General features: G+C 62.5%; 25 protein-coding genes, 1 tRNA gene and 1 pseudogene. 13 read left to right on the forward strand and 14 right to left on the reverse strand.

Going from position 1 to position 23,141, the window contains the following annotated elements; translation table 11 throughout:
• Positions 1–11 precede the first annotated feature (11 nt).
• The gene (locus tag AC56QX_RS11290) at positions 12–575 is read left to right on the forward strand and encodes a TIGR02281 family clan AA aspartic protease (RefSeq protein ID WP_497115949.1); all 564 of its coding nucleotides are present in this window, start codon (positions 12–14) and stop codon (positions 573–575) included.
• Here AC56QX_RS11290 and deoA read toward each other — a convergent pair whose 3' ends face one another.
• From deoA to AC56QX_RS11320, 6 genes are all read right to left on the reverse strand, one after another.
• Positions 576–1,895, reverse strand: coding sequence for a thymidine phosphorylase (deoA, locus tag AC56QX_RS11295; protein WP_497115951.1), 1,320 nt, complete (start codon positions 1,893–1,895; stop codon positions 576–578). It lies immediately after the preceding gene.
• Positions 1,895–2,704 carry a purine-nucleoside phosphorylase gene (locus tag AC56QX_RS11300; protein ID WP_497115953.1) on the reverse strand — a complete coding sequence of 270 codons (810 nt, stop codon included), beginning with the start codon at positions 2,702–2,704 and terminating at the stop codon, positions 1,895–1,897. Before AC56QX_RS11300 ends, deoA begins: the two co-directional genes overlap by 1 nt.
• Before the next feature lie 30 nt (positions 2,705–2,734).
• Entirely contained in the window at positions 2,735–3,127 is a 393-nt protein-coding gene (gene cdd, locus AC56QX_RS11305; RefSeq protein ID WP_497115955.1) for a cytidine deaminase, read from the reverse strand.
• Positions 3,128–3,293: 166 nt separating this feature from the next.
• Positions 3,294–4,265, reverse strand: a complete 972-nt coding sequence (locus tag AC56QX_RS11310; protein ID WP_027043213.1) for an ABC transporter permease — start codon at positions 4,263–4,265, stop codon at positions 3,294–3,296.
• A 1-nt stretch (position 4,266) separates the two neighbouring features.
• The gene (locus AC56QX_RS11315; protein WP_497115957.1) at positions 4,267–5,406 is read right to left on the reverse strand and encodes an ABC transporter permease; all 1,140 of its coding nucleotides are present in this window, start codon (positions 5,404–5,406) and stop codon (positions 4,267–4,269) included.
• Positions 5,403–6,935, reverse strand: a complete 1,533-nt coding sequence (locus AC56QX_RS11320; RefSeq protein ID WP_497115959.1) for an ABC transporter ATP-binding protein — start codon at positions 6,933–6,935, stop codon at positions 5,403–5,405. Before AC56QX_RS11320 ends, AC56QX_RS11315 begins: the two co-directional genes overlap by 4 nt.
• 216 nt (positions 6,936–7,151) lie before the next feature.
• Between AC56QX_RS11320 and AC56QX_RS11325 the strand changes: the two genes are divergently transcribed.
• Positions 7,152–7,358 (forward strand): SlyX family protein, encoded by a 207-nt coding sequence (locus AC56QX_RS11325; RefSeq protein ID WP_497117730.1) that lies wholly within the window; start codon positions 7,152–7,154, stop codon positions 7,356–7,358.
• Between the two features lie 22 nt (positions 7,359–7,380).
• A complete protein-coding gene (locus AC56QX_RS11330; protein WP_497115960.1) occupies positions 7,381–7,776 on the forward strand; it encodes a hypothetical protein in 396 nt (131 codons plus the stop codon).
• On the opposite strand, the gene AC56QX_RS11335 is transcribed toward AC56QX_RS11330, so the two are convergent.
• The 5 genes and pseudogenes from AC56QX_RS11335 to AC56QX_RS11355 all read right to left on the reverse strand — a co-directional run bounded on the left by AC56QX_RS11335 (position 7,771) and on the right by AC56QX_RS11355 (position 11,321).
• Positions 7,771–8,211, reverse strand: a complete 441-nt coding sequence (locus tag AC56QX_RS11335; protein ID WP_497115962.1) for a GNAT family N-acetyltransferase — start codon at positions 8,209–8,211, stop codon at positions 7,771–7,773. The genes AC56QX_RS11330 and AC56QX_RS11335 overlap by 6 nt on opposite strands.
• A 92-nt stretch (positions 8,212–8,303) precedes the next feature.
• The gene (locus AC56QX_RS11340) at positions 8,304–9,293 is read right to left on the reverse strand and encodes a BMP family lipoprotein (protein ID WP_497115964.1); all 990 of its coding nucleotides are present in this window, start codon (positions 9,291–9,293) and stop codon (positions 8,304–8,306) included.
• Positions 9,294–9,505: 212 nt separating this feature from the next.
• Positions 9,506–10,167: pseudogene (gene msrA / locus AC56QX_RS11345) on the reverse strand (peptide-methionine (S)-S-oxide reductase MsrA).
• Positions 10,168–10,205: 38 nt separating this feature from the next.
• Positions 10,206–10,529: a hypothetical protein gene (locus tag AC56QX_RS11350; protein WP_172224260.1), complete on the reverse strand. Its 324-nt coding sequence runs from the start codon at positions 10,527–10,529 to the stop codon at positions 10,206–10,208.
• A 108-nt stretch (positions 10,530–10,637) separates the two neighbouring features.
• The gene (locus AC56QX_RS11355; RefSeq protein ID WP_497115966.1) at positions 10,638–11,321 is read right to left on the reverse strand and encodes a hypothetical protein; all 684 of its coding nucleotides are present in this window, start codon (positions 11,319–11,321) and stop codon (positions 10,638–10,640) included.
• Positions 11,322–11,726: 405 nt separating this feature from the next.
• Between AC56QX_RS11355 and AC56QX_RS11360 the strand changes: the two genes are divergently transcribed.
• The 5 genes from AC56QX_RS11360 to AC56QX_RS11380 all read left to right on the forward strand — a co-directional run bounded on the left by AC56QX_RS11360 (position 11,727) and on the right by AC56QX_RS11380 (position 16,449).
• Positions 11,727–11,816 (forward strand) — tRNA-Ser (locus AC56QX_RS11360).
• A gap of 114 nt (positions 11,817–11,930) precedes the next feature.
• A complete protein-coding gene (locus tag AC56QX_RS11365) occupies positions 11,931–12,113 on the forward strand; it encodes a VOC family protein (RefSeq protein ID WP_497115967.1) in 183 nt (60 codons plus the stop codon).
• Between the two features lie 451 nt (positions 12,114–12,564).
• Positions 12,565–14,355 (forward strand): adenylate/guanylate cyclase domain-containing protein, encoded by a 1,791-nt coding sequence (locus AC56QX_RS11370; protein ID WP_497117732.1) that lies wholly within the window; start codon positions 12,565–12,567, stop codon positions 14,353–14,355.
• A gap of 818 nt (positions 14,356–15,173) precedes the next feature.
• Positions 15,174–15,755: a CatB-related O-acetyltransferase gene (locus tag AC56QX_RS11375; RefSeq protein WP_497115968.1), complete on the forward strand. Its 582-nt coding sequence runs from the start codon at positions 15,174–15,176 to the stop codon at positions 15,753–15,755.
• A gap of 391 nt (positions 15,756–16,146) precedes the next feature.
• Complete coding sequence (locus AC56QX_RS11380) at positions 16,147–16,449, forward strand: DUF982 domain-containing protein (protein WP_497115970.1); 303 nt, start codon at positions 16,147–16,149, stop codon at positions 16,447–16,449.
• A gap of 129 nt (positions 16,450–16,578) precedes the next feature.
• On the opposite strand, the gene AC56QX_RS11385 is transcribed toward AC56QX_RS11380, so the two are convergent.
• Together AC56QX_RS11385 and AC56QX_RS11390 are read right to left on the reverse strand one after the other, a co-directional pair.
• Positions 16,579–16,776 (reverse strand): hypothetical protein, encoded by a 198-nt coding sequence (locus AC56QX_RS11385; protein WP_497115971.1) that lies wholly within the window; start codon positions 16,774–16,776, stop codon positions 16,579–16,581.
• A gap of 138 nt (positions 16,777–16,914) precedes the next feature.
• The gene (locus AC56QX_RS11390) at positions 16,915–17,151 is read right to left on the reverse strand and encodes a DUF6894 family protein (RefSeq protein WP_477220102.1); all 237 of its coding nucleotides are present in this window, start codon (positions 17,149–17,151) and stop codon (positions 16,915–16,917) included.
• A 215-nt stretch (positions 17,152–17,366) separates the two neighbouring features.
• Between AC56QX_RS11390 and AC56QX_RS11395 the strand changes: the two genes are divergently transcribed.
• On the forward strand, positions 17,367–18,086 hold the full coding sequence (locus tag AC56QX_RS11395; protein ID WP_464614031.1) for a Crp/Fnr family transcriptional regulator: 720 nt from the start codon (positions 17,367–17,369) through the stop codon (positions 18,084–18,086).
• 40 nt (positions 18,087–18,126) lie between these two features.
• Here the strand turns inward: AC56QX_RS11395 and AC56QX_RS11400 are convergent, their stop codons facing one another.
• On the reverse strand, positions 18,127–18,624 hold the full coding sequence (locus AC56QX_RS11400; RefSeq protein ID WP_027043200.1) for a YciE/YciF ferroxidase family protein: 498 nt from the start codon (positions 18,622–18,624) through the stop codon (positions 18,127–18,129).
• 368 nt (positions 18,625–18,992) lie between these two features.
• Here AC56QX_RS11400 and kdpF point away from each other — a divergent pair, with 368 nt between their 5' ends.
• The 4 genes from kdpF to kdpB are packed head-to-tail and all read left to right on the forward strand — an operon-like array spanning position 18,993 to position 23,130.
• Positions 18,993–19,082, forward strand: coding sequence for a K(+)-transporting ATPase subunit F (gene kdpF, locus AC56QX_RS11405; RefSeq protein ID WP_032918612.1), 90 nt, complete (start codon positions 18,993–18,995; stop codon positions 19,080–19,082).
• Between the two features lie 31 nt (positions 19,083–19,113).
• A complete protein-coding gene (kdpA, locus tag AC56QX_RS11410; protein WP_497115973.1) occupies positions 19,114–20,817 on the forward strand; it encodes a potassium-transporting ATPase subunit KdpA in 1,704 nt (567 codons plus the stop codon).
• A 7-nt stretch (positions 20,818–20,824) separates the two neighbouring features.
• Positions 20,825–21,040, forward strand: coding sequence for a hypothetical protein (locus AC56QX_RS11415; protein ID WP_497115975.1), 216 nt, complete (start codon positions 20,825–20,827; stop codon positions 21,038–21,040).
• Positions 21,037–23,130 (forward strand): potassium-transporting ATPase subunit KdpB, encoded by a 2,094-nt coding sequence (kdpB, locus tag AC56QX_RS11420; protein ID WP_497115976.1) that lies wholly within the window; start codon positions 21,037–21,039, stop codon positions 23,128–23,130. The genes AC56QX_RS11415 and kdpB overlap by 4 nt, the downstream gene beginning before the upstream one ends.
• The last annotated feature ends 11 nt before the right edge of the window (positions 23,131–23,141 follow it).

Consider the following 23,141-nt stretch of genomic DNA (forward strand, 5'->3'; position numbering starts at 1 on the left):
AAGGCCGATCCATGCTGCGCAAGCTTCTCATCCTCAGCGTCTTTGCCGGTACATCGGCATCGATCCCGGTTGTCTACCAGTCGAATCCGCAGCTGTTCGAAAACCTGCTGAAATCGGCGGTGACGGCGAAACCCGAGACGGAGGCACAGCCGGAGGTCAACCTGGCGTCCGTTCCCGATAAGCCGGTGGCGCCGCTGCCGACCGGCCGCAAGGTCGTCGTCGCCGCGGATGGGCGCGGACATTTCTCGTCGACCTTCAAACTCAACGGCCGTCAGGTCGACGGCATGATCGACACCGGCGCGACACTGGTCGCAGTCAATACATCGACGGCGCGCAGGATCGGGCTGTCGCTCAATCCGTCCGATTTCAGCCACGAGGTCAGCACCGCCAACGGCTCGATCAAGGCGGCGGTGGTGACGATCGATCGCCTGCAGATCGGCAGCATCAGCGTCGACGGTGTGCAGGCCATCGTGCTCGACGACAAGGCGCTGCACACCAACCTGATCGGCATGAGCTTCCTCAGCCGACTCGGCAAATACCAGGCCGAAAACGGCACGCTGCTGCTTGTCCAGTAATCAGCCGCGCGGCAGGATCCGTCGGATGACGGTCTTATCCGCCGGTGGTTTCGAAGTCCCGATGGCATAGGCCGAGAGCACGGCGGCGGCGGCCGCCTTGGCATCGGAGGGTGAGCGGGCGTGGATCAGCGCCAGGGCATCTCCGGCTTTCACCTCCGCGCCTATCGGCTGCAGCCTGGTGATGCCGACCGCGGGGTCGATCTTATCGTCAGGCCTTGTACGCCCGCCGCCCAGGCCAACCACCGCAAGGCCGATGTCGCGGGTGCCGATGCTGGTGACGAAGCCATTCGTCGTCGCCTTGACCGCGAATTCCGTTGGCGCCACGGCCAGATATTTTTCCGGCCTTTCGATGAAATCGGCGGGGCCGCCGAGCACGGCAACCATGCGGGCGAAGGTGGCGGCGGCGCGGCCGCTGGTGAGCGTCTCCGTGGCGCGCCGTATGCCGTCCTGATTGGACGACACCAGTCCCGCCGACTGCAGCATTTCGGCGGCCAGCGCCAGCGTCACATCCTCCAGGCGCCGGTCGCGCAGACGGCCGGTGAGGAAATCGACGGCGTTGCGCACCTCGACGGCATTGCCGGCGGCCGATGCCAGCGGTTCACTCATGCCGGTGATCAGCGCCGAGACCTTCAAACCGGCACCGCTGGCGACCTCGACCAGGCTGTTGGCCAGCGCGGTGGCGTCGCGCGACTTCTCCATGAAGGCGCCGTTGCCGACCTTGACGTCGAGCACCAGCGAGCCCAGGCCGGCGGCCAGCTTCTTCGACAGGATCGAGGCGGTGATCAGCGGCACCGATTCCACGGTGCCGGTGACGTCGCGGATCGCGTAGAGCCGGCCGTCGGCCGGCGCCAGATCGGCGGTCTGGCCGATGATGGCGCAGCCGGTTTCCAGCACTGCCTTGCGGAACAGCTCAATATCGGGCTGGCTGGTGTAGCCGGGGATCGCATCCATCTTGTCCAGCGTGCCGCCGGTGTGGCCAAGGCCACGGCCCGAGATCATCGGCACATAGGCGCCGCAGGCAGCGACGATCGGCGCCAGCATCAGCGAGACATTGTCGCCGACGCCGCCGGTCGAATGCTTGTCGGTGACCGGGCCGGGCAAGTCCGACCAGTCGAGCACATCGCCGGAATCGCGCATGGCCAGCGTCAGCGCCACGGCCTCGTCGCGGTTCATGCCGTTGAAGAACACCGCCATGGCAAAAGCCGCGACTTGGCCATCGCTGACGGCGCCCGAGGTCACGCCGTCGATGAAGGCGGCGATTTCGCCAGCCGAGAGCCTGTGGCCGTCTCGCTTGTGGCGGATGATTTCCTGCGGAAGCATCAGCTCTCCAGCAGTCCGTCGCGGAACACTCTGTGCAGGACCGTTGCCAGCCGCGACCCGCCGACCGGCGCCATGTCCTTGGTCTCCTGATGCGAGAGCTCGGCTCCGGTCATGCCGGCCGCCAGATTGGTGATGACCGAGCAGGCGGCGACGCGCAGGCCAAGGAAGCGAGCGAGAATGACTTCCGGTACGGTCGACATGCCGACGGCGTTTGCGCCCATGATGCGGGCCATGCGGATTTCGGCCGGCGTTTCGAAACAGGGCCCGGAAAACCACATATAGATGCCCTTGTGCAGCGCGGTGCCGGTCGCCTTCGCCGCGCCTTCGATCGCCTTGCGGATGCCGGCATCATAGGCTTCGGTCAGGCCGACGAAACGGCGGTCGCTCGGCTCGCCGATCAGCGGATTGCTGCCGGAGAAATTGATGTGGTCGGTGATCAGCATGACCGAGCCCGGCGGCATGTCCGGGTCGACCGAGCCGGCGGCATTGGTGAGGATCAGTTTGGTGATGCCGACGCCGGCGAGCACTTCCAGCACCGGCCGCATCGCCGCCGCGTTGCCATGTTCATAATAATGGGCGCGGCCGGACAGCATCAGCACCGGCACGCCGGCAAACAGCCCCGCCACCACTTCGCCGGCATGGCCGCTGACGCCGCTTTTGGGAAAGCCCGGCAGGTCGGCATAGGGGACGCGGATCGGGTGCTCGATCCGGTCGACAAGGACGCCGAGGCCCGACCCCAGCACCAGTGCTGTCGAGGGCGCCAGGCCGTCCAGCCTTTCGATCAGATGGTCCACCGCCTTTTCAGTCATCGCAGCCATCTCTTCATTTGAGCCAGTTCTTCACTTCAAGATGTCGCCGCGGAAGCCGTAGGGCAGCATGTCGCCCATGGTCACGGTCTCGGCCACGCCCGTGTTGTCGCAGAGGTAGAGTTTTGTGTCAGGCCGGCAGAATTCGGCCAACCGCTGCCGGCAGCCGCCGCAAGGCGAGCATTTGGCCATGCGTTCGGCAAGGACGGCGATTTCGACGATCTTTCCGCCGCCGCCCATGATGTAGTGGCCAAGCGCCGTGGTCTCGGCACACCAGCCCTCCGGATAGGAGGCGACCTCGATGTTGGCGCCGGTGAAGACGCGTCCGTCCTCGGTGCGCAAGGCGGCGCCGACCGGAAACTTCGAATAGGGCGCATAGGCCTTGGCCATGGCGGTCTTGGCCGCTTCGAACAGATCATGCGACATTCAGTTGTTCTCTCCGATGATCGTGTCCAAAACCCGGCGCTTGGCTCGCGCCGGGCTGTCGGTCCTTAAAGCGCGTGGCGTCGAAACGGATTCAGGCGACGCGCCTTAAGTCTTTGTTTGTGCATGTCGTTCTCCCAAAACCGAGGTCACTTTTGGGCGACATGCATTAGCGTTCCTTGACGTAGGGCACGCCGCCGGCGCGCGGCGGGATTGCCTTGCCGATGAAACCGGCGAGTAGGATGACGGTGAGGATATAGGGCAGCGCCTGCATGAACTGCACCGGCACCTTGCCGATGATCGGCAGCGGCGAGCCCTGCAAGCGGATTGCCGCCGCATCGAGGAAGCCGAACAGAAGGCAGGCGAACATGGCGTTGACCGGCTTCCATTTGGCGAAGATCAGTGCTGCCAGCGCGATATAGCCCTTGCCGGCGGTCATGTCCTTCACGAAGCCGCCATTCTGCACCATCGACAGATAGGCACCGGCGATGCCGGTGAGGATGCCTGTGCAGATCAGCGCCCGGTAGCGCAGCCAGGCGACCGAAATGCCGGCGGTGTCGACGGCGGCCGGATTTTCGCCGACGGCGCGCAATCTAAGACCGAAGCGGGTCCGAAACAGCACCCACCAGGTGAACGGCACCATCAGGAAGGCGATGTAGACCAGTATCGAGTGGCCGGAGATCAGCTCCGCGTAGATCGGTCCGATGATCGGCACGTCCCTGATGGCATCAGCGCCGGGCCAGACGATCGCCTCGAACCGCTCGCCCGGCTGCAGTGCCGGTGTGCGCCCGCCTTGGCTGAACCAGGCCTGGCCGAGCATGACGGTCGAGCCGGCGGCGATGAAGTTGATCGCCACGCCGGAAACGATCTGGTTGCCGCGATGGGTGATCGAGGCAAAGCCGTGGATCAGCGCGAAGGCGACCGAGACCAGGATGGCCATGCCGAGGCCGAGAAGGGCCGAATGCAAGACCGACGCAGCGGCCGCCCCCGCGAAGGCGCCGACCAGCATCTTGCCCTCGAGCCCGATGTCGAAGACGCCCGCGCGTTCCGAATAAAGGCCGGCGAGGCAGGCGAGCAGCAGCGGTACCGACAGGCGGATGGTGGAGTCGAGTATCTGCACGATGGCGATGAAGACATCCATCTCAGGCGCCCTTTCCCTTGGCCGCTTCCATGCCGACGGATCGCGGACTGAACGAGGCGAACAGCGCCTGGATGTAAGGCCTGAACATGTGTTCGAGCGCGCCGGCGAACAGGATCACCAAGCCCTGGATGATGACGATCATGTCGCGGCTGATCGCCGGCATCTCGAAGGCAAGTTCGGCGCCGCCTTGGTAGAGCATGCCGAACAGTATCGCCGCCAGCACAATGCCGACCGGGTGCAGGCGCCCCATCAGCGCCACGGCAATACCGACGAAGCCGGCGCCGGAAACGAAATCGAGCGCGACATTGTGCTGGTCGCCCATCACCGGATTGAGCGCCATCATGCCGGCCAGTGCGCCCGAGATCATCATCGCGGTGATGATGATGCGGGTTTCCGAAATGCCGGCATAGCGCGCTGCCTTGGGGCTGTGGCCATAGGTGCGCATCTCATAGCCGAGCTTGGTGCGCCAGATCAGCAGCCAGACCAGGAAGGCCATGAGCAGCGCCAGCAGGAAGGTGATGTTGAGCGGCGCCGAGCGGATCTTGGCGCCGAACAGCTCGATGATCCAGTTGAGCTTCGGCAATTCCGCGCCGGCGAAGAAATTGCGGGTCTGCGGCGCTTGCGACGCTACCGGCTTCAATGGGCCGACCAGCAGGTAGACCATGATCGAGGCGGCGATGAAGTTGAACATGATGGTGGTGATGACGATGTGCGAGCCGCGCCTGGCCTGCAGATAGGCGGGGATGAGCGCCCACAAGGCGCCTACCACCGTCGAAGCGACGATGGCCAGCGGAAATGTCAGCCACCAGGGCAGCACGCTGTCGAAGGACAGGCAGACGATGGCGATGCCGAGGCCGGCGATATAGGCCTGCCCCTCGGTGCCGATGTTGAACAGGCCGCAATGCGCTGCCACCGCTACCGAAAGCCCGGTGAAGATGAAGGTGGTGGCATAGAACAGGGTGAAGGCGATGCTGGTTCCCTTGCCGAAGGCGCCTTCGACCAGGATGACGGCGGCGCGAAACGGGTTTTCGCCGACCAGCAGCACGACGAAGCCTGCGACGATGAAGGCAACGGAAAGATTGATCAGCGGGATCAGCCCATAATCGGCCCAGGCCGGCAGTTTGGCGTAAGGCGTGCTCATTCCGCGGCCTCCTGGCGCTCGACGCCCGCCATCAGCAGGCCAAGCTCGCCCTCGGTCGCCTCCGGGCCGCGCTCGCCGACGATGCGGCCGGCAAACATCACCAGGATGCGGTCGGACAGCGAGCGGATCTCGTCGAGCTCGACCGAAACCACCAGCACGGCCTTGCCCTGGTCGCGCATGGCAATCAGGCGCTTGTGGATGAATTCGATGGCGCCGACGTCGACGCCGCGCGTCGGCTGGCCGACGATCAAGACGCCCGGGTCCTGTTCCATTTCCCGCGCCAGCACGATCTTCTGCTGGTTGCCGCCGGAAAAGTTAGCGGTCTTCAAGCGCGGATTGCCGGGACGAATGTCGTATTTCTCGATCTTGTCCTTGGCATCGGCCATGATGGCATCGACATTGAGGAACGGCCCTTTGAGATAGCGCGGGTCGTCGTGATAGCCGAGGATGGAATTCTCGTTCTCCTCGAAGGCCAGCACCAGCCCGACATGGTGGCGATCCTCCGGCACGTGGGCCAGCCCGCGGTCGCGCAATTCGCCGGGATCGGCGGCGCCCGTCAGGTCGATCGGCTTGCCGTCGAGCATGACCGAACCTGAAACGGCGCGCCGGATGCCGGAAATCGCCTCGAGCAGTTCGGATTGGCCGTTGCCGGCGACCCCGGCAATGCCGACGATCTCGCCGGCCCTGATGTCGAAGGAGATGTCGTCGACCATGGTGACGCCACGCGAATCCTTGACCGTCAGGTTCTTGACCGCGAGCTTGACGGCGCCGGCTTCCGCTTCGCCCTTTTCCACCCTCAGCAGCACGCGCCGACCGACCATCAGCTCGGCCAGCTCCCCAACGGTGGTATTCTTCGTCTCGCGCGTGGCCACCATGGTGCCCTGGCGCATGACCGACACGGTGTCGGTGATGGCCATGATCTCGCGCAGCTTGTGGGTGATCAGCACCACCGTCTTTCCCTGCTCCTTCAATTGTTTGAGGATGCGGAACAGGTGGTCGGCCTCGGCCGGTGTGAGCACGCCCGTCGGCTCGTCGAGGATCAGGATCTCGGCGCCGCGATAGAGCGCCTTGAGGATTTCAACACGCTGCTGCAGGCCGACCGGCAGTTCCTCGATGATCGCGTCGGGATCGACCTCCAGCCCATATTCGCGCTCCAGCCGCTCCAGCTCGGAACGCGCCTTGGCGATGCTGCGCTTCAGCAGCGCATCGCTTTCGGCGCCGAGAATGATGTTCTCCAGCACCGTGAAATTGTCGACCAGCATGAAATGCTGGTGCACCATGCCGATGCCGAGTGCGATGGCGTCGTTGGGCGTCTTGATCGATGCCGGGTTGCCGCCGACGCGGATCTCGCCGCTGTCTGCCTGGTAAAAACCGTAGAGGATCGACATCAGCGTCGACTTGCCGGCGCCGTTTTCGCCGACAATGCCGTGGATGGTGCCACGCGCGATCTCCAGATTGATGTCGCGGTTGGCGCGCACGGCGCCAAAACTCTTGTTGATGCCGATCAGTTCGATTGCGGCTTGCGCCATGCAGCCAGTCCCACTCTTATTTTTTTATCGCTTGGTCAAAACGCCTAGCATGACGCTCCGTCCGTGCCAATTGGCGGAGCAGCGTCCACTCTCGGCAAATCCCGGTGCGCTTGTCAATTTCCAACGTGTCCGCAGGCTTCATATTCGCTAATATGACGGCATCGAAATTCGCATCACGATGCAAGGCATTGGGATGCAAGTCAGGGATTGCGAATGATCATGCCCGTCGACCGGCTGACGACGCTGGAAATCCGCGCCGCCGAGCAGGAAAAGACCATCGAGGAGCTTTCGGGCCAGATCGCCGAGCAGTGGACGGTGATCGAGCGCATGCAGCGCAAGCTCGACGCGCTGACCGACCGCTTCCTGGCGCTGGAGGAGCAGTCGGCACCCGATGTGCCCGTGACCAAGCCGCCGCACTGGTGAGGAAAAAGGGAGGGCGCACATCATGAGCGACCGCATCGCAAGAGCCGGTGACTATGTGCTTGGCCTGATGAACGACGCGGAACGCGAACGGGCCGAGCGCGATCTGGAAATCGACCCCGCCTTCCGCGACGCCGTGCTGCAGCTTGCCGAACGCATGCATATGTTCGACCGTGCCGAAAAACCGGGTGGCCTGCCAGAAAATCATTGGGAACTGGTCACCCAGCGTATCGCCGAATTGCCGCAGATGCGTAGCGTTGGCCTGGGTAGCAATGATACCAAGCCGCGCCCGGTGATCCGGGGCCTCTCCCAGTCACCATACGGCGTTGGCGTGCATTCGGTCGGCGGCTGGCGCGGCACCATCATCGCCATCGTGCTGACTGCGGTCTTCGCGCTGGGCTACCTCGTGGGCCGACTATAGCTGGAGTTGGCGCGCCATCAGCAGCATTGGGTGGCCGTCCTGTTCGAACGGTTCGATGGCCACCCAACCGAGCCCAGCATAGAAATCACGCGCTTCCCACGTATAGAGGTACAGCCTCTCCACTCCGATCGACGCCGCATGCGCTTCGATGGCCGCGACCAGCGCGCGACCGATCCCCTGGTTGCGGTGGCCGTGATCGACGACCAGGCCGGCCAGCCATGGCGTCAAGTCGTGTGCGGGTTCCAATTCGTGACGAACCAGCAGGCATGTGCCGACCGATACATCGCCGATCCGGGCGACAAGCGCCGTCTCGAAGCCGTTCCCGGCCAACAGCGTTCGCAGCCCGGCGGCGTCCTCGTCCGCCGTCCTTGCGCTGCCCTCGAAGAAGGCGGCAACGCGCAGTCGTGTCATCGCCTCGACGTCGCGTTCGGTCATGGGTTCTATGATCGGCGTCACTCTTGCAGAGTCTTCCCAAAACACAAAACCGCCGGGACAGAGCCCGGCGGTTCGCAATTAGTGTTCGTCGATCAATAAGGGCAGGCGTTGTCAGCCGTATAGTCGTGCACCTGGATCTTGCCGGAGATGATGTCGGCCTTGGCCTTCTCGACCGCCGCCTTCATCTCGTCCGTCACCAGCGCCTTGTTGTTGTCGTCCATGGCGTAGTCGACGCCGCCTTCCTTGAGGCCGAGGTTTTCGAGGCCGCCCTTGAAGGTGCCGTTCTTGCCGTCCATGAAGGTGGTGTAGACGGCAACGTCGACGCGCTTCATCATCGAGGTCAGAACCTTGCCGGGCTGCAGGCCGTTCTGGTTGGAATCGACGCCGATGCCGAGCTTGCCGGCATCAGCCGCCGCCTGCAGCACGCCGACGCCGGTGCCGCCGGCCGCCGCGTAGACCACGTCGGAGCCCTGGTCGATCTGCGTCTTGGCGATTTCGCCGCCCTTGGCCGGATCGTTCCAGGCTGCCGGCGTGTCACCGGTCATGTTCTGGATGACTTCGGTCGCACCGGCCGACTTGGCGCCGCCGACATAGCCGCATTCGAACTTGCGGATTAGCGGGATGTCCATGCCGCCGATGAAGGAGACCTTCTTCGACTTCGATGCCATCGCCGCCATGATGCCGACGAGGTAGGAGCCTTCGTTCTCCTTGAACACCAGCGAGCGGACATTGGGCAGGTCTACCGCGTCGTCGATGATGGCGAAGTTGAGATCGGGATATTCGGCCGCGACCTTCTTCAGCGCATCCTCCCAGGCAAAGCCGGCCATGACGATCGGGTTGTGGCCGTCCTCGGCGAAGCGGCGCAGCGCCTGCTCGCGCTGCGAGGCGTTGGACACTTCGAACTCGACATAGGGCGTGCCGGTCTCGGTCTTGAATTTCTCGGCGCCATGGAAGGCAGCCTCGTTGAAGGACTTGTCGAACTTGCCGCCCAGATCATAAAGGATGGCCGGCTGGACATCCGCGGCGAAAGCCGGAAGAACCATTGCGGTTGCGGCCAGGAGGCCGAGAACGATACGTTTCATGTGATCCACACCCTGTCGGTTATTTTTTCCGTTACGCACCGCCTGCCTGCCCGGTTCACCGGCAGCCACGCGACGTCAGCCAGGAGTGTATTCCCCTCCCGCTCCTGGGCAATCTGGCACGGCCCGAAACAAAATTCACGCGGAATTTTGACCTTTTGGAAAAGCGTGCCACGGGCAGGCCACGCCACAGTCCGATCCTTGCGCGCGAGCTATTAATCGGTGGCGGCCGGCATGGCGCAGGCGATGCCGGTGCCCTTGAGGTTGCAATAGCCGTAAGGGTTCTTGGCCAGATATTGCTGGTGATCGGCCTCGGCGAAGTAGAAGGCGGGCGCCGGCGCGATCTCGGTGGTGATCCGGCCGTGGCCGGCGCGCGCAGCTGGGCCTGATAGGCATCGCGCGCGGCCTTCGCCGCCTGGAATTGCGCATCGCCGGATGTGTAGATCGCGGAGCGGTAGGTGGTGCCGACATCATTGCCCTGGCGCATGCCTTGCGTCGGGTCATGGCTTTCCCAGAACAGCCGCAGAAGCTCGGCATAGGAGATGATCTTGGGGTCGAAGACGACCAGCACCACTTCGGCATGGCCGGTCAGTCCGGTGCAGGTTTCCTGATAGGTCGGGTTGGGCGTGATGCCCCCGGCATAGCCGACGGCGGTGACCCAGACGCCTTCGATCTGCCAGAACAGGCGCTCTGCGCCCCAGAAACAGCCGAGCCCGAACATCGCCGTCTCCAGCCCCTCGGGGTAGGGGCCCTTGAGCAGCCGTTTCAGGACATGGTGCCTGGATGGTGTCGCGATCGCCTTGGCACGGCCCGGCAAAGCCTCGGACGGCTTCGGCAGATTGAGCTTCTTGTTCAGCATGTCGCTGAGAAAGAACATGCGCGGCCTTCCTTCCCGTCAGGATGCAAGACAATCGATCAGTTGGCGGCGAATTGCCCCGTGCGCCGCTGGCGCCTGTAGCCGATGGCGTAGAGCAGGAAAGCCAGCACCGCGAACACGGCAAAGCCCGGCTGGTTGAGCACCCAGGCGATGGCGCCGTCCCACAGCAGCGGACTGGCCTTGGCGCGGACGAAGGTTTCGAAGGCCGCCCGCGTGTCCGGCGAGACCGCCAGCCAGCTAGCGTTGAGCGGGGTCAGCACAAGCGCCGAAGCCGCCACCGTGCGCGTCGTATCGAGCACCGCCATGATGACGGAAACCGACAGCGCGACCATGGCGGCAAGACGAAAAATGAAGCGAAACATCAAGCTCTCCCCCGGCCGATCCTGGACGGGATCTCCGGCACCAGCGAGAAATAGAGTGCGCATGGCTTGCCCGCAACCGCGATACGCGAATTTGAAGGGCTTCCTCTCCTATGCCACCGGCCTGCGCCTGCGCCTGTGAACGAGCCAGACGGCAAGAATGCCACCGACAATGGCGCCGACCACCAGCCCGCCCAGGCCGAAGAAGGCAGCAAAATAGCCGCAACCGCCTTCGAAGCAGCTGACCTCGGCGACATCGGCGATTACCGAGCCGGCGAAGAAACCGCCCACGGCGCCGATGGCTGCGCCGAGGACGATACCGAGCAAGGCGGCGGCAATAGAAACCAGGACCGGCGGTGCCTCGGTTTCCGGTTTGGCGTAGACGGTTTCGGCGCCGGAGCCGCGACGCAGCAGGTAGATGCAAAGCAGGCCGACGCCGATCTCGATGGCGGTTATGCCCAGGCTCCTGGCGGAGAAGACGAACTCCGGAACGGTGAGCACATAGGCCTGCCTTGCCAGCACCCAGACGATGAGGGCGATCTGCCAGATGGTGAAATGGCGGGGGAAGCGGCCTGAGCGGCCAAAGGCGAGACCGAGCAGGTAAAGCCCCCACAGGATGATGATGACATTGGCGGCGAGCCCGCCAAGCAGGAAGTAGAGGATCTTGTCCGGCAGGCCGGAATTGTCGACCAGCCACCAGGCCGACGCCAGGCCATAGACCGACCACGCCATGACGAAGATGAGCCAGCCGACCGGGACGTAAGAAAGGTCGCCGCCCGGGCGGCCGGCTGGCATCTGCCCACTGCCCGGTTGTTCGCTGCTTGATGTCATGTCTGGACAATGCCCCCGCAAAGCCTCTGCTTCACTCGACAGCCGGCCGGCTGCGAAGTCAAGCACGGCGGGTCCTGCTGCCTTGCCTGTGCACATCATTCAGGGGGCGGGCACCCCGGAACGGGCGCGGCGGCAGGCTTGCGAAACACCATGTGGCCGGCAAAGCGAATAGAGCACCGTTATGGCTTGGCATTCGGCGCGGGATCGACTAGATGAGCCCCGCGCCTGTTGCTTCGACGGCTCAGGTGCCGGGGAAGGATGTCCGCTGGTTGGGCGGCATCCATGGTTCGGAAATCCGCGCCGCAGCCCCAAAGGAGATGCATCTCCCCAACCCGCGCGGCGAAACCGGCCGGCGCGACATGCAAGGACGGAGAGGTGGCCGAGTGGTTGAAGGCGCACGCCTGGAAAGTGTGTTTACGGGAGACCGTAACGCGGGTTCGAATCCCGCTCTCTCCGCCAGTCTTCTGAAGGCCTTGTAAGTTATTGGAAAAGCTTCAATTTTAAGATCACGATCAATAGACGGTGCCCCACAGTGGTGCCCCAAATTACTCTTGGTTCCCACCTTCTGCTTAGGTGCCCGAGACTTCCTCTGAGGTTGCCGACATCCACGACTGCTATGAACGCTGGCAAGCCCGGGGCGCTGAATTCATCACGGAGCCAATGGAAAAGTACGGCGAGACTCGCTGCTACATTCGTGATCCAGACGGCTATATCATCGAAGTGGGTCAGAGTAAGCCGGCAGTCGTTTACGGTTAGCCCTGGAAGGACGCATCGTCCGCAACGATGCTTGTCACTGTAGAAACAACGCACCGCACCGTAATTGGTCATGCTGAGCGACGGTCATCCGGTTGCTTGATTCCGGCAACGCATACTCCACGATGACCTCGTTGCGCCCTTTACACAGGGGATGCCGATGGTTGGCTTGTCATGCGGATGGCGCAACTCTGCTCGGCACGGCGCGACTGCCGCATGTCGGCCCTGGAGATTTCCTTTGCCGCTGCCTGAAAGCAGACGGGGCTAGCGACAGCGCTGGACGTCTTGATTGCGCCAGGTCTCGCGCTTCGCCGACCTGTCTCGAACGACTCGGGTCGATCCTATGCGGACCATCCGACCAATGACTCGGGGCTATCTTCCCTGTGCTCAATGGCTCTATGTTGAGAAGGACGGCACTGATCTGGCTGCAGTAGGCCGGATAAGGGAGCACGACGTGAGTGAGACCCGGAAAATAGCAGCGATCCTGGTCTCGGATGTGGTCGGCTACAGCCGGCTCGCCGGCACGGACGAGGATCGAATCCTAGCGCGGCTGCGGGCGCTGCGCAGCGATCTGATTGATCCGACGATTGCCGTGCATCATGGTCGCGTGGTCAAGCGCACCGGCGACGGAGCCCTTGTCGAGTTCCGCAGCGTCGTAGACGCCGTGCGCTGCGCCATCGAGGTGCAGAATGGTATGGTTGAGCGAAATGCCGGGCTGCCGCCCGACCGCCGCATCGACTTTCGCATCGGCATCCATCTGGGCGATGTCGTGGAGGAGCGCGACGGCGATCTGATGGGCGACGGCGTCAATATCGCCGCGCGGCTCGAAGGCATTTGCGAGCCTGGCAGCATCTGTCTCTCCGAGCAAGCCTACTGGCAGGTCAAGGCAAGGCTCGATCTCGCGATCAACGATCGCGGCGCGGTGCAACTCAAAAATATCGCCGATCCGGTCCGAGTTTATTCGCTGCAAGTCGGAGTCCCCGCTCAGGCGAAGCCCGCGGCACTTGCGGAGCCCGCTGTGCCGGAGAAGTCTTCGCCACAGCTCGCGCTGCCCGACAAGCCTTCGATCGCCGTATTGGCGTTCCAGAACATGAGCGGCGATCCTGAGCAGGAATATTTCGCCGACGGGATAACCGAGGATGTGATCACCGACCTCTCTAAGGTCCGCGGCCTGCTGGTGATCGCGCGCAATTCGAGCTTCGCCTATAAGGGCAAGGCTGTCGACGTGCGGCAGGTGGCCCGTGAGCTCGGTGTCCGCTCGGTGCTCGAAGGGAGCATTCGCCGCGCCGGCAACCGTGTAAGAATTACCGCTCAGCTGATCGATGCGGAAACCGGCGGACACCTTTGGGCCGACCGCTTCGATCGCGAACTGAGCGACGTCTTCGCGGTCCAGGACGAGGTCACCCGGCGGATCGTTGACGCGCTGATGATCAAACTGAGCCCGAGCGAAGCCGCGATGCTTGGTGCAGTCAAAACGACCAGCAGCAAGGCACACGACTTTTTCCTGCTCGGGCGCGAGGCGCTGTGGGGGACCATCAGGAACCGTGACGTGTTCGAGCGCTCGACCGACCTGTTCGCGCAAGCCATCGCCCAGGATTCAAGCTATGGCGAACCCTATGCCGGCCTCGCAATGGCCGAGGTGCTCAACTGGCAGTTCCATTGGACGGACGGCTGGAGCGAGTCGCTTGAAAAGGCCGAGCGCCATGTCGACTTGGCGTTGCAGAAGAGTCCGCAGGTTGCCTTCGTGCACTACGTCGCCTCGGTCTTCTACTTGTGGAAAAAGGATCTCGCCAGATCCGCGGCTGAAGCGGACGCGGCGCTGAATCTCAATCCGAACTACGCTCAAGCGCACAACTCGCGCGGCATCGTCAACATCTATGGCGGCCAGCCCCTCGCGGCTATTCCCCATATCGAACAAGCCATCCGGCTCGATCCCGCGTTGAAGCAGCTATACATCCACTTTCTCGGCTCTGCCTATCTTGTGGCCGGCAAATTCGAAGCTGCCTCGGCGCTGTTCAGGGAGCGTATACAGCTCGCCCCGAAGACCGATCTCTCTCGTGCCTTTCTTGCTGTCGCGCTCGGTCATTTGGGCGAGGCCGAGGAAGCCGGCCGGGTCTGGCGCGAACTGATGGAGATCAATCCGAAATACTCCTTTGCCGAGCATATTGGACGGCTCCCCTTCCGCGATCAGGCGGACGTTGACCATCTGTCCGAGGGCCTCAGCAAGGTTGGCCTCCTGGTTTAAATGCAAATTTGCATCGATTTGTCTGCCTGAAAGACATTGTCTCGGGTCTCCTTGCCGAGCTTCAAAAAAATATGGGGCATTCGGAGTAGCGTCCGTCGCGGGCACAATGCCGAGTGCCAGCACTGGGTCGGGTGCTTTCGGTCGACGCCTTACGCATACCCCTGGATACGTGGATCCGACGTGGTCCTTCGACCAGGAGTGGGATCACGATAATGGCTACAACAACTATGGTTTGCCGGAGAGTGTGTGCGAAGCTATGCGGTTGGAGCGGTTGGTTTGAAATTGAGCTGGCATCTTAGAATCCCGCGCGCCCAAGGAGCTTTCCTTGGGCGCGCGGTTAACGCCTAAGCCTTTTTGGCCTCTGACATTCTTCCTTCCGTCTCTTGCACAGCCGGCTGTAGGGCTGCCAGTTCGACCTATCCCAGAATAGATGAATACAACGCTGGATGGCATGTCCGGTGTTCTGGGCGACCTATTCGGGGGACTGTTTGGCGACGCCCTTAAGCAATGGCGAACGCGACGGCTCATAGACACACTGATTAAGACCAGGGATCATCTGGAAGCCGCCGGAATCCCGATCGAGAATGCAAAGTCCCTAGCTATGGGCGAGCTTTATGCGATCTTAGAGGGTGCTCTAAGCAAGAGGATATCTCCCTCACAGAAATGTGGTCTGCTTTGTTAACAAACGCTATGATGGCCTTAGGTCGAAATAAATAAGTCTATCCAGCAACTAGATTCCCCCTGTTTTTCGTGCTCATTGCTGCTTCGCGATCTAAACTATGGTTGGTGGCGTTGCGAAAGTTGAAGTTGGGGGCAGAATGTCGAAGTTTTCTATGTGGTGGCGCAATAGACGCCATCCAATTCCGAAGAGCGCGATAGTTGGCCGCTGGACTTACGGCATAGACGACGGCCTCAAGTTTCATGGATGCGGCCCAGAGGCCCCGATTGAGATTGGTTCCTTTTGCTCAATTGCTGCCGAGGTGATGTTCCTTTGCAGCGGAAACCATCCGACAGAGTGCGCGACGACTTCTTTCGTCCACTCGAACATGATGGGCAAGCCCTCGCCCATGGATCGCAGCGGCAGGCGCGGTATTAAGATCGGCAATGATGTCTGGGTCGGCCGAAGAGCGCTGATTCTGCCCGGCGTGAATATCGGTAATGGTGGCGTCGTGGCGGCGCAGGCTACTGTTACGAAAGACGTTCCGCCCTATACGATTGTCGGCGGCAATCCTGCCAAGGTCATCCGCCTTCGCTTCCCTGAAGAAACCATCAACAAGATGCTGGCGATCCGCTGGTGGGATTGGGACGACGAAAAGATCAAACAGGAAGCGGATGCGTTGACGGGGCCGATCGATGTGTTCGTGGCGCGGCATTTCAGGCCAACACTCCTCGCCAGTTGAAAGTCCGCTCTTTAACGCCTCTTCGCCTTCTTGGTTGTGATCGTCTCGACCTGATTTTGTGGCCAATTTTCGCGGCCATGGCCAAAGATCTTGGCCTAATCCTTGGTCGTCAGCACGGGTGAATGGCAGCAGTGGTGGTAGCGCCAGCGGTAGAACCGGACATCCGATGTTGCCGAGCTAGGCGTCGATCAGCGAAAAGTGCCACCAGATTTGGCGCGAGCGACGGATTTACCGGCGACGGCGCCAACCGGCAGCCGTCCACATCTCACATAAAATCCTCAGGTAAAATTCCGGGCTTGGAACCTCCGGCCCTGCCGCGCGTTTCACGGCGTCCCGTCCGTGGACCAGCCCGGATATCTCTCCTGGCGCTGCGATAATCAGGAGCCGTTTCATGTACGACAAGCTGTTTCATTCGCCGGTGGCGCTCACCGTCGGCCTTGGTTTCAAGCGCGAGATCGCCTCGCTGGCCGAGATGCACGATTTCCTGACCAACTGGACGACGTCGCGCCGTGGTCCGCTCTATCGCCATGCCGTCGAGGCGTGTGATCTTGCCCTGGAAGGCTGCATCACCAGGGATGAGGCGCGCCATGCGCTCGTCGACTTCGCGAAAGCCACCGGCATTCTCTGGCCCGAGATCGAGCCGGTGATCGTGGGGCGCGCCGTCGCGCGCGGCTATGGCGGCTACGCCGCCTGATTTTTGCGGCCACCTCCCGTCGTGGTGGCCAATTTTGCTCTGACCACCACAGAAAGCCCGGCCTGGCAGCCGGGCTTTCACTTTTCTAAGGGAAGATCGCGTGATGTTTGCGCGGCGCTTTTGGGGCAATCAACCTTTCGAAGGTGCGCGCCGGCGTGCCGGTTTGGGCCTCGTCGGATCAGGCTCCTGCGCTGACTGCGCGGCAAGGCGCAGCTCTCTCAGCCTGGCGGTCTTTGCCTCGCGGGCCGCCCGCTCGGCATCGATCACGATCTGCGATTCACGTTTGGCGCGCTCGTCGCGCTGGGTGTCGACTTTTGCACGGTTCATCTGCTGCTACCTCCATCCCGCAGGGGGCGGCGGTTCGGAACGCCGCCTCTTCCGGCCCCGCATGGTGCAGCGTTCAGGCGAAGGCGGCGATTACAAATGATGGTCGCAAAACTTTTGCCACCGACGCCTGGGAGGCCGTCAGTCGCACCAGCCTGACGAGACGACGAGCGACGCCTCGAAGATCTGGCGTCCGTCCTCATCGCGTACCTTGACGGTGATCGCGGTGTGGTCGTTTTCGATGATCTCGTCGCGGACGATGTCGGGCAGGATGCGGATCGCTTCGCGCCGCAGGCGTTCGCGCGTTTCGAAGACCTGGCCGTCATCATCGACCGTCAGACCGTCGCCATTGTACAGGTCGAGATAATATCGAGGCATGGTGGGCTGGACCTCAGGCTGTTGAAATGGCGAGATATTCAACCGACAATTCGCGGGCCGGGCAGTTGTTCCACCAATGGTGGCATTTGGAACAAGCGGGTCTAACAAATGTTAATGCCCATCAGCAGCCAAGGGCCTAGGTCATGCAAAGCCGCCTTGCTTCCGCCAGAAACACTTGGGGGTCGGCCCCTGAAGCCCTTTCGCCGGAGATTGCGGTGCTTGAATCCCTTTACCTGAACCTGGGCCAGCACGATGCGCTGTCCGATGCCGAAAAGGCGCTGCTGGCCGGCGCCATGACCTTCGAGCGGCATTTCGCCACCGGCCAGGACATCGTCGCATCGGGATCGCGGCCGACCTATTCGACGCTGATCCTCGACGGGCTGGCGGCGCGCTACAAGGTGCTGGAGAATGGCGGCCGGCAGTTCACCTCGCTGCAGGTGCCCGGCGACTTTGTCGATCTCCATGCCTTCCTGCTGAAGACCATGGATCACGGCATCGTCGCTCTGTCGCCCTGCCATGTCATGTTCGCCGATCATGGCCGGCTTCGCACCATCACCGAGCAGGCGCCGCATCTGACCCGGCTGTTGTGGCTGGACACGCTGGTCGACGGCGCCATTCACCGCGAATGGATCGTCGCCATGGGGCGGCGCTCCAAGACCTCGCATCTGGCCCATCTCGTCTGTGAGCTTTTCGTGCGGCTGCAGGTGGTGCAGCGGACCAACGGCATGAGCTTTCATCTGCCGCTCTCGCAAGCAGAGATGGCCGACGTGCTCGGCCTGTCGGTGGTGCACATGAACCGGGTCATCGGCGCCTTGCGCAAGGTCGGCGTCGTCAGCTGGGCAAACCACACGGTGACCATTTTGGACTGGCACCGGCTGCAGGAAATCGCCGAGTTCGATCCGACGTATCTGAGCATGATGCGAGAGCCGCGTTAGGTCATTCTCAACGCGGCTCTCTGATCACGTGCGGGAAATCCTAGGCCGCTTCGGCGGCGACGTTGACAGCCGACTCCGCGATCGTGGTCAGCGCCTGGTCCGTAGCCTTCTCTTCCTTCAGCGTCGCTTCGAGAAGCGTCACGGCTTCGTTCAGGCCGAGTTCACCGGCCCATGTCCGCAGCGTGCCATAGCGCGAGATTTCGTAATGTTCGACCGCTTGCGCGGCGGCCAGCAGGCCGGCATCGAGCGCGGGAGAGCCCTTGTACTCCTCCATGATCTCGGCACCTTCCTCGGTGATGCCCATGATGGCCGCACAAGTCTTGCCGACCGGCTTCTTGCCGATGACGCCGAAGACCTTCTCCAGCCTCGCGACATGGCCTTCGGTCTCGGTGCGGTGCTTTTCGAAGGCGGCCTTCAACTCGGCGCTCTGCGCGGCCTTGGCCATTTTCGGCAGCGTCGCCAGTATCTTCTTTTCGGCGAAATAGATGTCTTTCAGCGTGTCGTGAAACAGGTCGTCGAGCATTTTCTGTTTTGCCATTGTCATATCCTCTGGTGAGCCCTCAGGTCGACAATCTCGCATCGGAGAATTTGTTCCGCCCGATCCGCATCCCGAAAATCTTTATAAAATTCCTATTTCTTTCCGCCCCGCGCCGTCTCGAACCTTTATGGCGTTCGGGTCCATATTCTCCGGGGAACACAGCTCGGTCGCGATGATCTATCGTGACGGAGTGTTTCCATATGGTTTCAGCCTGCCAATCGCAGGTCTGCAATGCGAAGTGCAAATAAAACGAAGATAAGGAACATGCACGATGGATATCGTCGTTGTCGGGCTGGAGATTTTGTTTTTCGCCCTTTCCGTCGCCTACATCAAAGTCTGCGACATTCTTTAAACCGGAGGATCGCAACATGCTTCTCGACTATATCCTCGGCGGCGGTGTGACCTTGTTCCTGCTCGCCTACCTGACATACGCCCTCGTTCGCCCAGAACGCTTCTGACGGCAACAGCAAGGCACGGAAAGCTACAGCCATGACATTCAACGGATGGATACAGATCCTCGCCTACTGCGTGGTCGTCGTTCTGCTGGTGAAGCCGCTCGGCGGCTACATGTACCGCGTTTTCAACGGCGACCGCACATTTCTCTCGCCGATCCTCGGGCCCGTCGAACGGGCCCTTTATCGCATCGCAGGGACCAGCGAGCGCGAGGAGCAGCACTGGACCGTTTACGCGGCAGGCATCATTTTCTTCAGCTTGGCCAGCTTCCTGGTCCTCTATGTCCTGCAGCGCCTGCAAGGCGTCCTGCCCTACAATCCGGCCGGCATGACAGCGGTTGAGCAGACCCTTTCCTTCAACACTGCCGTCAGCTTCGTGACCAACACCAACTGGCAGAACTATGGCGGCGAAAGCACGATGTCCTACCTCGTGCAGATGGCAGGCCTGACGGTGCAGAACTTCATGTCAGCGGCGGTCGGCATCGCCATCGCGGTGGCGCTGATCCGCGGCTTCGCCCGTGCGTCGGTCAAGTCGATCGGCAATTTCTGGGTCGATATCACCCGCTGCACGCTCTACATCCTGCTGCCGGCCTGCATCGTGCTCACCCTTGTCTATGTCTGGCTGGGCATGCCGCAGACGCTCGGTCCGTATGTCGACGCCACCACGCTCGAAGGCGCCAAGCAGACCATCGCCCTTGGTCCGGTTGCTTCGCAGGTCGCCATCAAGATGCTTGGCACCAATGGCGGCGGCTTCTTCAACGCTAACGCCGCGCATCCTTTCGAAAACCCCGACGCGATCTCCAACTTCATCCAGATGGTCACGATCTTCGCGCTCGGTGCGGCGCTGACCAACGTCTTCGGCCGCATGGTCGGCAACCAGCGCCAGGGCTGGGCGATCCTGGCCACGATGGGTGTCCTGTTCATCGCCGGCGTCACCATCTGCTACTGGGCGGAAGCATCCGGCAATCCGCTGGTGCACGCGCTGGGCATCGACGGCGGCAACATGGAAGGCAAGGAGACCCGCTTCGGCATCGCCCTGTCGGCACTGTTTGCTGTCATCACCACGGCCGCCTCCTGCGGCGCGGTCAACGCCATGCATGACTCGTTCACCGCGCTCGGCGGCTTCATCCCGATGATCAACATGCAGCTTGGCGAAGTCATCGTCGGCGGCGTCGGCGCCGGTTTCTACGGCATCCTGATGTTCATCGTCGTCGCCGTCTTCGTCGCCGGCCTGATGGTCGGCCGCACGCCCGAATATCTCGGCAAGAAGATCGAGGCCAAGGAGGTCAAGATGGCGATGCTCGCCATCCTCTGCCTGCCGCTGGCGATGCTGACCTTCACAGCCATCGCGGTCGTGCTGCCAAGCGCCGTAGCCTCGATGGCCAATAGCGGTCCGCACGGCTTCTCCGAAGTTCTCTATGCCTACACTTCGGCGGCCGCGAACAACGGCTCGGCCTTTGGCGGCCTTTCCGGCAACACGCCCTGGTACAACATCACGCTCGGCATCACCATGTGGATGGGTCGCTTCTTCGTCATCATTCCAGCGCTTGCCATCGCCGGCTCGCTGGCGACGAAGAAGACGGTTCCGGCTTCCGCCGGCACCTTCCCGACCGACGGTCCGCTGTTCGTCGGGCTGCTGGTCGGCGTCATCCTGATCGTCGTCGGCCTTACCTTCTTCCCGGCGCTGGCGATCGGCCCGATCATCGAACACCTGGCCATGATCCATGGTCAGACCTTCTGAGACCCCCATGTCCTGGTTCAAAAACATGCGTCGCAAGGTTGAACGTCGGACCGACAGGGAGGGGGAGACAATCCCCCCTCCTTTCCCGGCCGTGTCCACATTCCTCGGCATTGCGGCAGCCATGATCGTCATCTGGCTGCTGGTCTATGGGCCGCCGCATCTTCATTCGGCATCCGATCGATCGGTGCCTGCCAACAATATCGATACTGGAGCCAACAAATGAGCCAGTCCAAATCCGCTAGCATCATGGATGCCAGCATCCTGTGGCCCGCCATTGGCGGGGCCTTCAAGAAATTGAACCCGCGCACCCTGATCAAGAATCCGGTGATGTTCGTCGTCGCCGTCGTCTCGGCGCTGACATCAGTTCTGTTCGTCAGGGATCTCATCACCGGTGGCGGTGATTTCAAGTTCACGCTGCAGATCATCATCTGGCTGTGGTTCACCGTGCTGTTCGCCAACTTCGCCGAAGCGGTTGCTGAAGGCCGCGGCAAGGCGCAGGCCGACTCGCTGCGCAAGGCGCGCACCGAGACCCAGGCCAAGCTTCTGGCCGGCGAGGACCGGACCAAGTTCAAGCTTGTGCCCGGCACCAGCCTGAAGGTCGGCGACATCGTGCTGGTCGAAGCCGGCGACATCATCCCGTCGGATGGCGAGGTGATCGAAGGCGTGGCCTCGGTCAACGAAGCGGCGATCACCGGCGAGTCGGCCCCCGTCATCCGCGAATCCGGCGGCGACCGTTCGGCGGTCACCGGCGGTACGCAGGTGCTGTCCGACTGGATCCGCCTGCGCATTACCGCCGCCTCCGGCCACACCTTCCTCGACCGCATGATCTCGCTGGTCGAAGGTGCCGAACGCCAGAAGACGCCGAACGAGATCGCGCTCAACATCCTGCTGGTCGGCATGACGCTGATCTTCGTGCTGGCCACCGCGACCATCCCGAGCTTTGCCTCCTATTCGGGCGGCTATATCTCGGTGACCGTGCTCGTCGCCCTGTTCGTCACGCTGATCCCGACCACCATCGGCGCACTGCTGTCGGCGATCGGCATCGCCGGCATGGACCGCCTGGTGCGCTTCAATGTGCTGGCGATGTCCGGCCGTGCCGTCGAGGCCGCCGGCGATGTCGACACGCTGCTGCTCGACAAGACCGGTACCATCACGCTCGGCAACCGCCAGGCGACGGAATTCCGTCCGGTCAAGGGCGTCACGGAACAGGAACTGGCCGACGCGGCGCAACTCGCCTCGCTCGCCGACGAAACGCCGGAAGGCCGCTCGATCGTCGTCCTGGCCAAGGAGAAATACGGCATCCGCGCCCGTGACATGGCAACGCTGCACGCAACCTTCGTTCCCTTCACCGCACAGACCCGCATGAGCGGCGTCGATGTCGACGGCTCGTCGGTGCGCAAGGGCGCGGTCGATTCCGTGCTTGCCCATGTCAACCAGTCGACGGTCGCTGCCCACGGCACGCGTCCAAGCAGCGAGTCCGTCAGGGATCTCCAGGCGATCGCCGACGAGGTCGCCAAGTCCGGCGGCACGCCGCTGGCGGTCGAGCGCGACGGGCGCCTGCTCGGCGTCGTCCATCTCAAGGACATCGTCAAGGGCGGCATCAGCGAACGCTTCACGGAACTGCGCCGCATGGGCATCCGCACGGTGATGATCACCGGCGACAATCCGTTGACGGCCGCCGCGATCGCGGCGGAGGCTGGCGTCGATGACTTCCTTGCCCAGGCGACGCCCGAGGACAAGCTGAAGCTCATCCGCGACGAACAGGCCAAGGGCAAGCTGGTTGCCATGTGCGGCGACGGCACCAATGACGCGCCGGCCCTTGCCCAGGCCGATGTCGGCGTTGCCATGAACACCGGCACGGTCGCCGCGCGCGAAGCCGGCAACATGATCGATCTCGACAGCGATCCGACCAAGCTCATCGAGATCGTCGAGATCGGCAAGGCTCTCTTGATGACGCGCGGCTCGCTGACGACCTTCTCGATCGCCAACGACGTTGCCAAGTACTTTGCCATCATCCCGGCCATGTTCGCGGTCTTCTATGTCGCGCCGGGGCAGACCACCGGCCCGCTGCAGGCGCTCAACATCATGCATCTGGCGACGCCGCAGAGCGCCATCCTGTCGGCGATCATCTTCAACGCGCTGATCATCATCGCGCTGATCCCGCTGTCGCTGAAAGGCGTCAAGTATCGTGCCATCGGCGCCGGCGCGCTGCTCAGCCGCAACCTGCTGGTCTACGGCCTCGGCGGCATCATCGTCCCCTTCGTCGGCATCAAGGCGATCGACATGATCGTCACCGCCCTCGGCCTCGCTTAAGGATTACGTCC

This window comes from Mesorhizobium sp. RCAM 06353, from assembly GCF_059683585.1.

Coding starts and splice junctions, on each gene's coding strand:
- AC56QX_RS11290 (WP_497115949.1), top strand. CDS start 12: ATGCTGCGCAAGCTTCTCATCCTCAGCGTCTTTGCCGGTACATCGGCA.
- deoA (WP_497115951.1), bottom strand. CDS start 1,895: ATGCTTCCGCAGGAAATCATCCGCCACAAGCGAGACGGCCACAGGCTC.
- AC56QX_RS11300 (WP_497115953.1), bottom strand. CDS start 2,704: ATGACTGAAAAGGCGGTGGACCATCTGATCGAAAGGCTGGACGGCCTG.
- cdd (WP_497115955.1), bottom strand. CDS start 3,127: ATGTCGCATGATCTGTTCGAAGCGGCCAAGACCGCCATGGCCAAGGCC.
- AC56QX_RS11310 (WP_027043213.1), bottom strand. CDS start 4,265: ATGGATGTCTTCATCGCCATCGTGCAGATACTCGACTCCACCATCCGC.
- AC56QX_RS11315 (WP_497115957.1), bottom strand. CDS start 5,406: ATGAGCACGCCTTACGCCAAACTGCCGGCCTGGGCCGATTATGGGCTG.
- AC56QX_RS11320 (WP_497115959.1), bottom strand. CDS start 6,935: ATGGCGCAAGCCGCAATCGAACTGATCGGCATCAACAAGAGTTTTGGC.
- AC56QX_RS11330 (WP_497115960.1), top strand. CDS start 7,381: ATGAGCGACCGCATCGCAAGAGCCGGTGACTATGTGCTTGGCCTGATG.
- AC56QX_RS11335 (WP_497115962.1), bottom strand. CDS start 8,211: ATGACCGAACGCGACGTCGAGGCGATGACACGACTGCGCGTTGCCGCC.
- AC56QX_RS11340 (WP_497115964.1), bottom strand. CDS start 9,293: ATGAAACGTATCGTTCTCGGCCTCCTGGCCGCAACCGCAATGGTTCTT.
- AC56QX_RS11350 (WP_172224260.1), bottom strand. CDS start 10,529: ATGTTTCGCTTCATTTTTCGTCTTGCCGCCATGGTCGCGCTGTCGGTT.
- AC56QX_RS11355 (WP_497115966.1), bottom strand. CDS start 11,321: ATGCCAGCCGGCCGCCCGGGCGGCGACCTTTCTTACGTCCCGGTCGGC.
- AC56QX_RS11375 (WP_497115968.1), top strand. CDS start 15,174: ATGTCGAAGTTTTCTATGTGGTGGCGCAATAGACGCCATCCAATTCCG.
- AC56QX_RS11380 (WP_497115970.1), top strand. CDS start 16,147: ATGTACGACAAGCTGTTTCATTCGCCGGTGGCGCTCACCGTCGGCCTT.
- AC56QX_RS11385 (WP_497115971.1), bottom strand. CDS start 16,776: ATGAACCGTGCAAAAGTCGACACCCAGCGCGACGAGCGCGCCAAACGT.
- AC56QX_RS11390 (WP_477220102.1), bottom strand. CDS start 17,151: ATGCCTCGATATTATCTCGACCTGTACAATGGCGACGGTCTGACGGTC.
- AC56QX_RS11400 (WP_027043200.1), bottom strand. CDS start 18,624: ATGGCAAAACAGAAAATGCTCGACGACCTGTTTCACGACACGCTGAAA.
- kdpF (WP_032918612.1), top strand. CDS start 18,993: ATGCTTCTCGACTATATCCTCGGCGGCGGTGTGACCTTGTTCCTGCTC.
- kdpA (WP_497115973.1), top strand. CDS start 19,114: ATGACATTCAACGGATGGATACAGATCCTCGCCTACTGCGTGGTCGTC.
- AC56QX_RS11415 (WP_497115975.1), top strand. CDS start 20,825: ATGTCCTGGTTCAAAAACATGCGTCGCAAGGTTGAACGTCGGACCGAC.
- kdpB (WP_497115976.1), top strand. CDS start 21,037: ATGAGCCAGTCCAAATCCGCTAGCATCATGGATGCCAGCATCCTGTGG.